Raw genomic sequence first — 11,494 nt, 5'->3', positions numbered from 1 at the left:
AGCCCAGATCGACAACGATCACCGCAGCCTGGCCCAGCGTCAGCACGACGCGCTGCTCGCCGTGGGGCGCATCGCGTTGATGAGCGGTGAACTCGGCCAACTCAACGGGCTGCCGGTGTCGATCATCATCCGAACCACCCTGCAGGACCTGGAGTCTCGCGCCGGGGTCGGCACCACCGGCGGCGGCACCGCCATGCCGATCACCGAGGTGATCCGGCTGGCCGCCCACGCCAACCACTACCTGGCCGTCTTCGACAAAACCACCGGAAAAGCCCTGGATCTGTTTCGCGCCAGACGCACCGCCACCCCCGCACAACGGATCATGCTGATCGCCCGCGACGGCGGATGCACCAAACCCTGCTGCACCGTCGGCGCCTACGGCTGCCAAGCCCATCACGTGGAGGCCGACTGGACCGACGGCGCCAACACCAACATCGACGAACTCGGACTAGCCTGCGGACCCGACAACCGCAGCGTCGACCGCAACGGCGGCTGGAACACCCGCATGAACAACCACTGCGAAGTCGAATGGCTCCCACCACCTGACCTCGACACCGGCCAAGCCCGACTCAACTACTACCACCGACCCGAACGCCTCCTCCGACCCCACGACCAACCCGACAACCAAGTCACCGCAAACGAACCCACCGACGAAGAACAAGTCACCGAAAGTGACTCGGATGCCGCGGCATCAATCAACCAAGCCGACGAACCCGGCGGCCCGGCACCCCCAGGAGACCAGGCGGCCTGACCGCCCGCGCCAAACATCACAGCGCCACGACACATTCGACGGCGCCGACACCAACACGCCCACACGAACGGACGCCAAGACGCCACGGCGCCAACGCCCCACGAAACGACAAAACCCGCCCCAACCAACGGCCGAAGCGGGCTTCTGAGAAGTGGAGCTAAGGGGACTCGAACCCCTGACCCCCACACTGCCAGTGTGGTGCGCTACCAGCTGCGCCATAGCCCCGTGTCGTGCCCATCGAAGTTACACCACTGCCAGGTTACCGTTCAAAATGGCCGGTCACGGCAGCTCTCCTGCGGCTTCGGGGCCGAGCGGTCGCGCCGGTGTGTGTTCTGCCGATGGCCGCCGGGTCTCAGGTGCGAACAGCCACCCGACCGCCGCGGCCAGCAGAATCGCCCCGCTGATCACGAACGACCACTCGAACGACAGGTGCTGGGCGATCAGCCCCACCAGCAGCGAACCCACGATCGAACCGAGGTCGGCCATCATCTGGAACGCCGCCAGCGCGGTGCCGCCGCGCGCCTTGTTGCCGATCACGTCGGCCACGGCGGCCTGCTGGGGCGAGGTGAACATTCCGGTCGCCGCGCCGGCGAGCAGCGCCGTAACCAAGAACACCGTCAGGTTGTCGCTGAAACCGACCGCGATCGTGGCCGCACCCGCCGCCGTCAGCCCGACGATCAGCAGGATCCGCCGTCCCACCCGGTCCGACAGATGCCCGCTGGGGATGACGGCGAGCACGTTGCCGATCGCGAACGTCGCCAGCGCCAGCCCCGCCGTGCCGACGCCGCGGTCGAGTACCTCGACGACGAACAGCGGCACCAGCGCGATGCGCAGCCCGAACGCCGACCATCCGGTCGCGAAGTTCGACAGCAGCGCGGCGCGGTACGCCCCGTTGCGGAACGCCTGGCCGAACGTCACCTTGACCTGGGTGTCCGCCTCGGGCGCGGCCAGCGACGAGTGCCGCAGGCTGATGAACACCACCGCCGCCGCGATCGTCAACGCCGCGCCGTAGATCAGAAACGGCGCGGACAGCCCGAATCCGGCGGTCAGGCTGCCCAGCACGGGGCCGCCCACCGAGCCGACCAGAAACGCCGAGGAGAACATGCCGGCCACCCGCCCACGGGCGTCGGGTGGGCTCATCCGGATCATCAGCCCCAGCGCGGAGATGAAGAACATGGTCGAGCCGATCCCACCCAGCGACCGAAACAGCAGCAGCTGCCAATAGGTCTGCGCGAACGCGCACGCACCCGTCGACAGCGCCACGATCAGCAGTCCGCTGACGTAGATGCGCCGCTCCCCCAGCCTTTGCACCAGCTGACCAGCCGCGGGAGCGAAGCACAGCCTCATCACGGCAAAGGCGGTGATGACGAACGTCGCCGCGCCGATCCCCACTCCGAAGTGGCGGGCGTACTCCGGCAGCACCGGCGACACCACCCCGTAGCCCACCGCGATCACGGCGTTCGAGGCGATCAGCACCCAGACTTCGCCGGGCAGCCGCTCCTTGGTGCGCGCGCCCGGCGCGGAAAAACTCACACGCCGACTTTATTTGACGACCTTACTGACCACTTCCTTGGCAGCTTCCTGCACCTCCGCCAGGTGCTCGGACCCGCGGAACGATTCGGCGTAGATCTTGTAGACGTCCTCGGTGCCCGACGGGCGCGCGGCGAACCAGGCGTTCTCCGTCGTCACCTTCAGACCACCCAGCGGCGCGCCGTTGCCCGGTGCAGCGGTCAGTTTGGCGGTGATCGGTTCACCCGCCAGCTCGGTGGCTGTGACCTGCTCGGGCGACAACTTCGCCAGCCGTGCCTTCTGTTCGCGATCCGCAGGCGCTTCGACGCGGGCATACGTTGGCGCGCCGTACTTTTCGGCGAGCGCCGTATAGCGCTGTGACGGCGTGGAGCCGGTGACCGCGAGGATCTCAGAGGCCAGCAGGGCCAGGATGATGCCGTCCTTGTCGGTGGTCCACACCGTTCCGTCGCGCCGCAGGAACGACGCGCCTGCACTCTCCTCACCACCGAAACCGATTGCGCCGCTGAGTAATCCGTCGACAAACCACTTGAAGCCGACCGGCACCTCGACCAGTTTGCGCTCCAGGCCGGCGACCACCCGGTCGATGATCGAGGAGCTGACCGCGGTCTTGCCCACCGCCGTCGCTGTGGGCCAGTCGGCCCGGTGCGTATAGAGGTAGTCGATCGCCACCGCGAGGTAGTGGTTCGGGTTGAGCAGGCCCGCGTCGGGTGTGACGATGCCGTGCCGGTCGGCGTCTGGGTCGTTGCCGGTGGCGATCTGATACACGTCGCGGTTGGCCACCAGCGGCGCCATCGCGTTGGGTGAGCTGCAGTCCATCCGGATCTTGCCGTCGGTGTCCAGCGTCATGAACGCCCACGTCGGGTCCACGTACGGATGCACCACCGTGAGGTCGAGCTTGTGCCGCTCGGCGATCGCACCCCAGTAGTCGACGCTGGCGCCACCGAGCGGGTCGGCGCCGATGCGGATGCCCTCCGCGCTGATCGCGTGCATGTCGACGACGGTGGTGAGGTCGTCGACGTAGGTGTTGAGGTAGTCGTGACGTTTCACGCGGCTCATCGCCTGGGACATCGGAATCCTGCGCACCTCCTTGAGCCGCCCGGCCAGCAGTTCGTTGGCGCGTTTGGCGATCGCCCCGGTGGCATCGGTGTCGGCGGGACCGCCGTTGGGCGGGTTGTACTTGAAGCCGCCGTCGCGAGGTGGGTTGTGCGACGGGGTGACGACGATGCCGTCGGCCAGGGCGTCGGTGCGGCCGCGGTTGTAGGTCAGGATCGCGTGGCTGACCGCGGGCGTCGGGGTGTAGCGGTCGGCCGAGTCGATCATCGTCACAACGTCGTTGGCGACCAGCACCTCCAGCGCCGACTCCCACGCCGGTTCGGACAGCGCATGCGTGTCACGCCCGACGAACAGCGGGCCGGTGGTGCCCTGTGCGGCGCGATATTCCACGATCGCCTGCGTGGTCGCCAGGATGTGCGCCTCGTTGAACGACGCGTCCAGGCTCGACCCGCGGTGCCCGGACGTGCCGAACGCCACCTGTTGGTCGGGATTGTCCGGGTCCGGTTCCGTCGTGTAGTACGCGGTGACCACCGCAGCGACGTCGATGAGGTCTTCGGGCTGCGCCGGCTGACCGGCTCGTGGATTGGCGGCCATGGACCCGATTGTGCTCCACACCGACACGTGATGCCCGGCGGTACCGCCATACTTTGCGATGTGCCCGGTTACGACGTCCGCGAACTCGTGGCGGTGTTCGTGGGCGGAGCGCTGGGCACCGTCGCCCGCGCGGCACTCGAGGCGTTCGCCGCACCCGACCCGGGACACTGGCCGTGGCCGACGTTCGTCGCCAACATCGTCGGCGCATTTCTGTTGGGCTACTTCACCACCCGGCTGCTCGAACGCTTGCCTGTGTCCAGTTACCGCCGCCCGCTGCTGGGCACCGGGCTGTGCGGCGGCCTGACCACGTTCTCGACCATGCAGGTCGAAACCCTCAAGATGCTCGAGCACCGCCACTACACGCTGGCCGCCGGCTACCTCGCGGCGAGCATCGCCGTGGGACTGCTCGCCCTCTACATCGCCACCGCCCTGGTGCGCCACGTTCGGGTGCGCGGATGACGACGGTCGCGGTGTGGGCCACCGTCCCACTGATCGGCGGCCTCGGGGCGGTGCTGCGCTTCCTGGTCGACCGCACGGTGTCGAAACGCAGCGGCGGCGCATTCCCCTACGGCACGCTGGTCGTCAACATCAGCGGTGCGCTGCTTCTCGGCATTCTGGCCGGCATGGCGCTCAGCCCTCACATGGCGTTGCTGGCGGGCACCGCGTTCGTCGGCTCCTACACGACGTTCTCCACGTGGATGCTGGAGACGCACCGGCTCAGCGAGGAGCGCCAGTTCTGGCCCGCGGTGGCCAATATCGGTGTCAGCGTCGCACTGGGCCTTGCCGCGGCGGCGTGCGGTCTGTGGCTGGGGATGCGCCTGTGACCGACGATTACGTCAAGCTCACCTGCTACTTCGGTGAACGCCACCGGGCCGAACACCGATTTCTCGCCGAGGCGCTTGCCGAGCTGTACGCCGACGCCGCCGTCGCGGTCAGCGTGGTGCTGCGCGGTATCGCCAGCTTCGGCCCGCGTCATCACCTGCGCACCGACCGTTCGCTGAGCCTCTCCGAGGATCCGCCCATCGTCGTCACCGCGGTCGACACCGCGCACAAGATGGAGGGCCTCGCGCAGCAGGCGGTCGCGATGACGACGAACGGCCTGGTCACCCTCGAGCGCGTCCGCCCCGCCGACCGGTTCGATGCGACGACGGCCGAGACCGTGACGCTGACCGTATACGTCGGCCGCTACGACAAGGCGGCACGACAGCCGGCCCACCGCGCTGCGTGCGACATCCTATACCGGCATGGATTCGCCAGCGCCACAGCATTTCTCGGTGTCGACGGCACCCGCCTGGGACGACGCCAGCAGGCCCGGTTCTTCAGTCGCAACCGCCACGTTCCGATAATGATCACCGCGACCGGCGAGGCCACGCTGGTTGACGACGCGATGTCGGCGTTGCGCGCGGTACTGGACGATCCGGTGATGACGGTGGAGCGAGCGCAGCTGTGTAAACGCGACGGCAGGCTTCTGGCACGCCCGACAGTCTTGCCGCCCGCCGACGAGCACGGGCTGCCACTGTCGCAGAAGCTGACCATCCGCACGTCGGAGGCCACGCTGTACGACGGCGTGCCGATCCACCGCGCGCTCGTGCGGCGCCTGCATGACTCCGCGGCGGTGAGCGGCGCGACCGCGCTGCGCGGCATCTGGGGTTTCCACGGCGATCACAAACCGCACGGCGACAAGCTGATTCAGCTGGCCCGCCAGGTCCCGGTGAGCACCGTGATCGTCGACGCGCCCGAGCGGATCGCCGCCTGCTTCGCCATCGTCGACGAGGTGACCGCCGAACACGGCCTGGTCACCAGCGAGGTGGTTCCTGCCGCGGTGTCCATCGACGACGGCGATCGACTGGGCGGCACGCGGTTAGCCCGGCACAACCTCTGACGTACACGGCTGGGTCGGCGGGGTGGCCGGTATGGCCGGCGGCTGGTCGAGCAGGAAGTCCTGGACCACCCGGCGATAGAGGTCGGGTCGATCGAGTTCGACGGCGTGTCCTGCGTTCGGCAGGCATAACAGGGTCGCGTTGGGCAGCGTGGTCGCGTACTCGGCGGTCGGCGCCCACGGGATGTAGTTGCATTCGCCGGTGATGATCATCGCCGGGGTCGGACTGGTCTCGAGTTGTGCTTGCACGTGCGATTGGGCCCCTGATGCCGCGTCGCGGGTGGTGAACACGTTGGCATACAGCCCGTTTCCGGTTTCGTAGACGTCGGAGAGGTTGTCCGGATCGCACACGGTCGCGGGCCGGACGATGTTCAGGAACGTGTCGAAGAAGGCATCTGCCTCGTCGTCCGGGATAAAGTTGTGCGCCGCAACCGGATTGACGATGCCCAGCCCGTACCAGGTGATGAATCGGGGGTTGCCGGGCATCAGATCTTCCGCCCGTTGCCGCTGCGCGTCGGGCAGGTGGGCGGCGATGTCTCCGGCGTCGGGCCATCGCGCGTAGTCCATCGGTGCGGGAGACGTCAGGACGGCCTTCGCGACCCGGGTGGGGTGGGCCGCCAGATAACTGGCCACCAAGCTGCCGCCCCAGGATGCGCCGATCAGGGTCAACTGGTCGGCGCCGAGTGCCCTACGGATCGCCTCGAGGTCGGCGACATGGCGATCGACGGTGTAGTCGGCCGGGTTGCTGAGCCGCGCCGACAGGCCGGCGCCAATCTGGTCGTAGAGGTAGACGTCGTAACCGAGACGGGTCAGTTCGCGGTAGGGGTCGGCCTTCGCCGGATTGTTCACGACCGCTTCGCCCGGTCCGCCGCCGACGAAAATTACCGGGGTGGGTCGTGCGGCGCCGGTGGCCCGCAGATGCCGGTAGGCCAGCTGTGATCCGGTGGTCAGATCCCAGTAACGGACGTCCTCGGGCGCGGCGCTGGGCTGGTCCGCCCGTGGGTCGCTCGGCAACGGACGCGCAACGATCGTCGCGGCGGCGACCGCGAAGACCAGCACGCTCGCCACCGCCGTGACCACCGCGTAGCTCTGCCGCCGATCGAGGCGGCGGCCGGTGTACCACGCCCCTACCCAAGCGACGACCAGACAGACGGCAAGCGCCACAGCCGCCAGGATCCGGACGTCGGCCAGCCACACCGCGGCGACGGCGGCCGCGACGATCGCCACGCACCAACTGGCGGCGACGATGACGACCGTCGCGGCGCCCCGCAACAGCCAACGCAGATACCTCGACGTCGATCGACTCGAACCGATAACGGATCACCCCTTTCCGCCGAAAAGGGTAGGCGATACCGGTGGAGGTAAGCCTAGCCTTACCCGATTCGGCGGTGTACCGTCGCTCGCCGTGAAGCCCTCAACTCCAGAAGCAGTAAGCGCCGCGCTCACCGAAATCCTGCGCGACGACATGAACGTCGACATCAGCCGGGTCACCCGCGAATCCCGCCTGATCGACGACGTCGGCCTGGACTCGGTCGCCTTCGCGGTCGGAATGGTGGCGATCGAGGACCGCCTCGGCGTGGCGCTTGAAGAGGAAGACCTGCTCAGCTGCGACACCGTCGGCGATCTCGAAGCGGCGATCCTCGCGAAGGTACCTGCCGCGCAGTCGAATTCGTGACTGAACTAGCCGCGGCGCTCACGGCGGCCATGAGGGACGCCTCGACCGGTGTCGCGGTGCTGGACACCGACAGCGGCGACTGGGCTCGCCACCCGTGGCCCGAGGTGTACGCGCGTGCCGAAAACGTCGCCGAGCGCATCTCCGACGACCGGGCCGCGACGGTCGGCCTCGTCGGTGATCCGACGGTGGAGTTCATCGCGGCGATCCCGGGGGCCTTCCTCGCAGGCGCCGCGATCTCGGTCCTGCCCGGGCCGATCCGGCGTGCCGACCCCGACCAGTGGGCCGTGAGCACCCTCGAGCGCTTTCGCTCCATCGGCGTCACCACCGTGTTCGGCCACGGCGCCGAGCTGACCCTGTTGCGCAAGCACACCGACGCACCCGTCGTGCACGATCTCGGGCAGGTCGCGCACCCGCGCCGCTCGACCACCTATCAGGGCCCGGATCGTGCCGAGGTCGCGATCCTGCAGGGCACCGCCGGCTCGACGGGAACGCCTCGCACAGCACAGATTTCGCCTGCGGCTTCGCTGGCCAACCTGCGTGGACTGGTCGGCAGGGTCGGCGTCGATCAGCGCAGTCGGCTGCACAGCTGGCTGCCGATCTATCACGACATGGGCCTCACGTTCGTCCTGGTGGCCATGTTGGGCCGGGCCGAGCTGTGGCAAGCGCCGACGCGGGCCTTCGCCGGTTCGCCGTTCAGCTGGCTCAAGTGGCTCACCGAGAGTCGGGCCGATGTCACCGCGGCGCCGAACATGGCATACAACCTGATCGGCAAGTACGGGGGCAGCCTGTCCGGCTTCGACCTCGGCAACCTCCGCTTCGTCCTCAACGGGGGTGAACCCGTCGACTGCGAGGGTTACCAACGCTTCGCCACCGAGATGGGGCGCTTCGGCTTCGACCCGGCTTCTCTCGCACCCTCCTACGGATTGGCCGAATCCACCTGCGCGGTAACCATTCCCGAGCCGCTCACCGGTCTTCGGGTCGACGAGGTGGCCGTCACGGCCGGCGCGAGCGAGGCCGTCCGCCGCTACGCGGTGCTGGGTCATCCCATTGCCGGTATGGAGGTCCGCTGCAATGCCGAACAAGCACACACCACCGACGTGAGCGGGCGTGAGGTCGGCGAGGTCGAGGTGCGAGGCAGCTCGCTCATGACGGGCTACCTCGGCCACGCTGCGATCGATCCGGGAGAATGGCTGCCCACCGGGGATCTCGGCTACCTGACCGACGACGGACTGGTGGTCTGCGGCCGCGCCAAAGAGCTCATCACGGTAGCCGGCCGCAACCTGTTCCCCACCGAGATCGAGCGCATCGCAGGTGAGATCGACGGCGTGCGCGACGGCTGTGTGGTGGCGATCGGCACGGGTGAGGCCTCCTCGCGGCCGGGGCTGGTCATCGCCGCGGAGTTCAAGGGCGACGACGCACCGGCCGCGCGCAGCGCCGTGGTGGCGCGTGTCGCGGCGCAGTGCGGCGTGGTGCCCGCAGATGTGGTGCTGGTGAAACCCGGTGCACTGCCCCGCACCTCGTCGGGCAAGTTGCGCCGTTTGGAAGTCAAACGAACGCTGGAAGGTGCCAACCGATGACCGCAACCGCGGACGCGCCGGTGACGGCGGATTACTCCGAGCTACTCGATCGGGTGTTCGACGATCGGGTCATTGCCTGGACCGCCGAGGCCGAGGCGACCGAACGCTTTCCCCGCAAGCTCATCGAATACCTCGGCGACGCAGGCGTGTTCGCACACAAGTGGTCCAACGGTCCCCAGCCGGACGTCGCCAAGATCATCGCGCTGGCCCAGGCGCTGGGCCGGCTGGGCTCGGCCGGCATCGCCGTCGGTGTCAGCCTCCACGACTCGGCGATCGCGATCCTGCGCCGGTTCGGAAAGTCGGACTACCTGCGCGACATCACCGAGCGGGCCATCCGCGGCGAGGCGGTACTGTGCATCGGCGCCTCCGAGCAGTCCGGAGGCTCGGACCTCCAGATCGTCGGGACCGAAGTGCGTTCGGTGCGAGACGGTTTCGAGGTGAAGGGCATCAAGAAGTTCGTCTCGCTGTCGCCGATCGCCGATCACGTGATGGTGGTCGCCCGTAGCGTGGACCACGACCCGAACAGCAGGCACGGCAGCGTGGTCGTCATCGCCGTACCGCTCGCGCAGTGCGAGGTGCAGACGCCCTACCGCAAGGTGGGCGCCGGGCCGCTGGACACCGCCGCGGTACACATCGACACCTGGGTGCCCGCCGACGCGCTGGTCGCTCGCGCCGGTACCGGGCTGGCGGCGATCTCCTGGGGCTTGGCCCACGAACGTCTGTCCATCGCGGGTCAGGTGTCGTCGTCGTGTCAGCGGGTGTTGGGAATCACCCTGGCCCGCATGATGAATCGCAGGCAGTTCGGCCACACGCTCTACGAGCATCAGGCCCTGCGCATGCGGATGGCCGACCTGCAGGCACGGGTGGACATGCTGCGGTACGCCCTCGACGGGATTGCCGCCACCGGAAGGCTCGACCTGCGCGCGGCCGCCGCCATCAAGGTCAACGCCGCGCGCCTCGGCGAGGAGGTGCTCTCGGAGTGCATGCACATCTTCGGCGGCTCGGGCTATCTCCTCGATGAGACACCCCTCGGAAAGTGGTGGCGCGACATGAAACTGGCGCGGGTCGGCGGCGGAACCGACGAAGTGTTGTGGGAGCTGGTCGCCGCGGCGATGAAGCCCGACTACGACGGCTACGCCGAGTTCAACCAGCTGCCGTAGAACTGCTAGCCGGCATCCTGGCTGCGCGGCAACGCATAAAGGGCCATGCGGCGGTTGGGCATATCGTGCTCGCCGAGGAACTCGCATCCCGCGTACTCGCACAGCCGTCGCGCACCGGTGTTGCGGTGATCGGGGTCGAACATGATGCGATGACACTGCGGTTCCATCTCGAAGATGCCCGCGACGATGCGCGGCAGCACGATCGGCGCGATTCCGCGGTTGACGAACCTCAGATCGGCGATCGCGGCGTGCAAACCGATGTCGTGCGGATCGGCGGCATACCGGGTGGCGATGGAATCCTTTGCCGCCCGGTAGAGCTCGATGTAACCGAACGGTTTGCCGCGAAAGTAGCCGAGCAGCGGGCGCGAGTACTGACCTTCCAGCTGCGCGGTCAAGTACCGGTGCCACCGGGCAGGCGGCCAGTCGTACTCCCAGGTTTCGACCAGGTGCGGACGGTTCATCCACTCCGAGATCATCTCCGCATCGGTGTCGGGATCGACGAGACGTGCGGCGTAGGGCTCGGCGACGAGCGGAACAGACGGCGCTGCCACCGCGCGCACCTCGTCGGGAACGTTGGTCAGCTCGCGCGGCAGAACGGGGCTCGGCACCTCTTTCATGTCGGTCATCGAACCGCCACCCTACCGCAACAAGTTAGGCAAGCTTTACCTACGTGCGAGCGGCTTTCTCAGGACAGCAGCTCGCGCAGGACCGCCGCCTGGCTGATGTCCAGATCCCGTGACGCGGTCACCAGCACGACCGGCTTCTTGCGCGCCAAAGCGCGCAACTCGGCGAGCGCCTCAGCGCCATCGCCGGATTCGAGCTCTGCCGCGTAGCGGGTGGCGAACTCGTCGAAGCGCTCACGCTTGTGCGAGTACCAGCGCCGCAGCTCGGTCGAGGGGGCCACCGCCGGTAACCAACGGCCGACCCTGGGGTCGTTCTTTCGCATGCCGCGCGGCCAGAGCCGGTCGACGAGCACCCGCTCCCCCTCCTCGGGGGCGGGGTCGTCGTACACCCGCGCGAGCGTGATGGTCGGGCGCCTGCTCATGCGTGGGATGGTAGGACGATGGACAACGATCGGGTCGCAGAACTTCAGCGTTGGCAGGACGCGGGCGCGGTGTGGGAGGTCGTGTCGCGCCGCGACGGGTCGGTCACGGTGGCGTTGTTGCGCTGCGACGGCGGGGAGGAGGCCGACCGGTTCACATCCGATGACCCCCGCCTGCTGGATTTCATCGGCGATCGCCGCAGCAGCGAGGAGTGACCGAACCATCACACTCC

Annotated in this window: 13 protein-coding genes and 1 tRNA gene; 8 read left to right on the top strand and 6 right to left on the bottom strand. The window is 68.1% G+C overall.

Annotated features, from left to right (window positions below; genetic code table 11):
* On the top strand, positions 1-751 hold a 751-nt coding region (locus MELE44368_RS18165), incomplete at its 5' end, for a DUF222 domain-containing protein (RefSeq protein WP_164890147.1).
* 152 nt (positions 752-903) lie between these two features.
* Here MELE44368_RS18165 and MELE44368_RS18160 read toward each other — a convergent pair.
* The 3 genes from MELE44368_RS18160 to pgm form a co-directional block, all read right to left on the bottom strand.
* A tRNA-Ala gene (locus MELE44368_RS18160) sits at positions 904-976 on the bottom strand.
* A 54-nt stretch (positions 977-1,030) separates the two neighbouring features.
* On the bottom strand, positions 1,031-2,284 hold the full coding sequence (locus MELE44368_RS18155; RefSeq protein WP_128109772.1) for an MFS transporter: 1,254 nt from the start codon (positions 2,282-2,284) through the stop codon (positions 1,031-1,033).
* A 9-nt stretch (positions 2,285-2,293) separates the two neighbouring features.
* Positions 2,294-3,928 (bottom strand): phosphoglucomutase (alpha-D-glucose-1,6-bisphosphate-dependent), encoded by a 1,635-nt coding sequence (gene pgm / locus MELE44368_RS18150; RefSeq protein ID WP_128109771.1) that lies wholly within the window; start codon positions 3,926-3,928, stop codon positions 2,294-2,296.
* Between the two features lie 60 nt (positions 3,929-3,988).
* On the opposite strand from pgm, the gene crcB (MELE44368_RS18145) reads away from it, so the two are divergent.
* The 3 genes from crcB (MELE44368_RS18145) to MELE44368_RS18135 are packed head-to-tail and all read left to right on the top strand — an operon-like array spanning position 3,989 to position 5,810.
* Complete coding sequence (crcB, locus tag MELE44368_RS18145) at positions 3,989-4,387, top strand: fluoride efflux transporter CrcB (RefSeq protein WP_128109770.1); 399 nt, start codon at positions 3,989-3,991, stop codon at positions 4,385-4,387.
* Positions 4,384-4,752, top strand: coding sequence for a fluoride efflux transporter CrcB (gene crcB / locus MELE44368_RS18140; protein ID WP_128109769.1), 369 nt, complete (start codon positions 4,384-4,386; stop codon positions 4,750-4,752). Before crcB (MELE44368_RS18145) ends, crcB (MELE44368_RS18140) begins: the two co-directional genes overlap by 4 nt.
* A complete protein-coding gene (locus MELE44368_RS18135) occupies positions 4,749-5,810 on the top strand; it encodes a putative PII-like signaling protein (protein WP_128109768.1) in 1,062 nt (353 codons plus the stop codon). Before crcB (MELE44368_RS18140) ends, MELE44368_RS18135 begins: the two co-directional genes overlap by 4 nt.
* Here MELE44368_RS18135 and MELE44368_RS18130 read toward each other — a convergent pair.
* Positions 5,790-7,034 (bottom strand): alpha/beta hydrolase, encoded by a 1,245-nt coding sequence (locus MELE44368_RS18130; RefSeq protein WP_164890146.1) that lies wholly within the window; start codon positions 7,032-7,034, stop codon positions 5,790-5,792. The two genes, MELE44368_RS18135 and MELE44368_RS18130, sit on opposite strands and share 21 nt — an antisense overlap.
* A 178-nt stretch (positions 7,035-7,212) precedes the next feature.
* Between MELE44368_RS18130 and MELE44368_RS18125 the strand changes: the two genes are divergently transcribed.
* Genes MELE44368_RS18125 through mbtN form a run of 3 tightly spaced genes read left to right on the top strand, consistent with a single transcriptional unit; the run spans position 7,213 to position 10,219 of the window.
* Positions 7,213-7,482, top strand: coding sequence for a mycobactin biosynthesis acyl carrier protein MbtL (locus MELE44368_RS18125; RefSeq protein WP_046751631.1), 270 nt, complete (start codon positions 7,213-7,215; stop codon positions 7,480-7,482).
* On the top strand, positions 7,479-9,059 hold the full coding sequence (gene mbtM / locus MELE44368_RS18120) for a long-chain-fatty acid--ACP ligase MbtM (RefSeq protein WP_128109766.1): 1,581 nt from the start codon (positions 7,479-7,481) through the stop codon (positions 9,057-9,059). Before MELE44368_RS18125 ends, mbtM begins: the two co-directional genes overlap by 4 nt.
* Complete coding sequence (gene mbtN / locus MELE44368_RS18115) at positions 9,056-10,219, top strand: mycobactin biosynthesis acyl-ACP dehydrogenase MbtN (protein ID WP_128109765.1); 1,164 nt, start codon at positions 9,056-9,058, stop codon at positions 10,217-10,219. The genes mbtM and mbtN overlap by 4 nt, the downstream gene beginning before the upstream one ends.
* 5 nt (positions 10,220-10,224) lie before the next feature.
* Here the strand turns inward: mbtN and MELE44368_RS18110 are convergent, their stop codons facing one another.
* Together MELE44368_RS18110 and MELE44368_RS18105 are read right to left on the bottom strand one after the other, a co-directional pair.
* A complete protein-coding gene (locus MELE44368_RS18110; RefSeq protein WP_064917954.1) occupies positions 10,225-10,845 on the bottom strand; it encodes a GNAT family N-acetyltransferase in 621 nt (206 codons plus the stop codon).
* Between the two features lie 59 nt (positions 10,846-10,904).
* Positions 10,905-11,264 carry a DUF488 domain-containing protein gene (locus MELE44368_RS18105; protein ID WP_064917953.1) on the bottom strand — a complete coding sequence of 120 codons (360 nt, stop codon included), beginning with the start codon at positions 11,262-11,264 and terminating at the stop codon, positions 10,905-10,907.
* 18 nt (positions 11,265-11,282) lie between these two features.
* Here MELE44368_RS18105 and MELE44368_RS18100 point away from each other — a divergent pair, with 18 nt between their 5' ends.
* A complete protein-coding gene (locus tag MELE44368_RS18100) occupies positions 11,283-11,477 on the top strand; it encodes a hypothetical protein (RefSeq protein ID WP_046751636.1) in 195 nt (64 codons plus the stop codon).
* Positions 11,478-11,494 lie beyond the last annotated feature (17 nt).

The organism is Mycolicibacterium elephantis DSM 44368, from assembly GCF_004014805.1.
GTDB classification, from domain to species: Bacteria; Actinomycetota; Actinomycetes; order Mycobacteriales; family Mycobacteriaceae; genus Mycobacterium; species Mycobacterium elephantis.
Note: the sequence above shows the minus strand (reverse complement) of the source record. Positions and strands in the feature narration are given on the sequence as shown.

Bases quoted from the DNA above. Each gene is read 5' to 3' on its own strand.
- pgm (WP_128109771.1), bottom strand. From the start codon at position 3,928: ATGGCCGCCAATCCACGAGCCGGTCAGCCGGCGCAGCCCGAAGACCTC.
- crcB (WP_128109769.1), top strand. From the start codon at position 4,384: ATGACGACGGTCGCGGTGTGGGCCACCGTCCCACTGATCGGCGGCCTC.
- mbtN (WP_128109765.1), top strand. From the start codon at position 9,056: ATGACCGCAACCGCGGACGCGCCGGTGACGGCGGATTACTCCGAGCTA.
- MELE44368_RS18110 (WP_064917954.1), bottom strand. From the start codon at position 10,845: ATGACCGACATGAAAGAGGTGCCGAGCCCCGTTCTGCCGCGCGAGCTG.
- MELE44368_RS18105 (WP_064917953.1), bottom strand. From the start codon at position 11,264: ATGAGCAGGCGCCCGACCATCACGCTCGCGCGGGTGTACGACGACCCC.
- MELE44368_RS18100 (WP_046751636.1), top strand. From the start codon at position 11,283: ATGGACAACGATCGGGTCGCAGAACTTCAGCGTTGGCAGGACGCGGGC.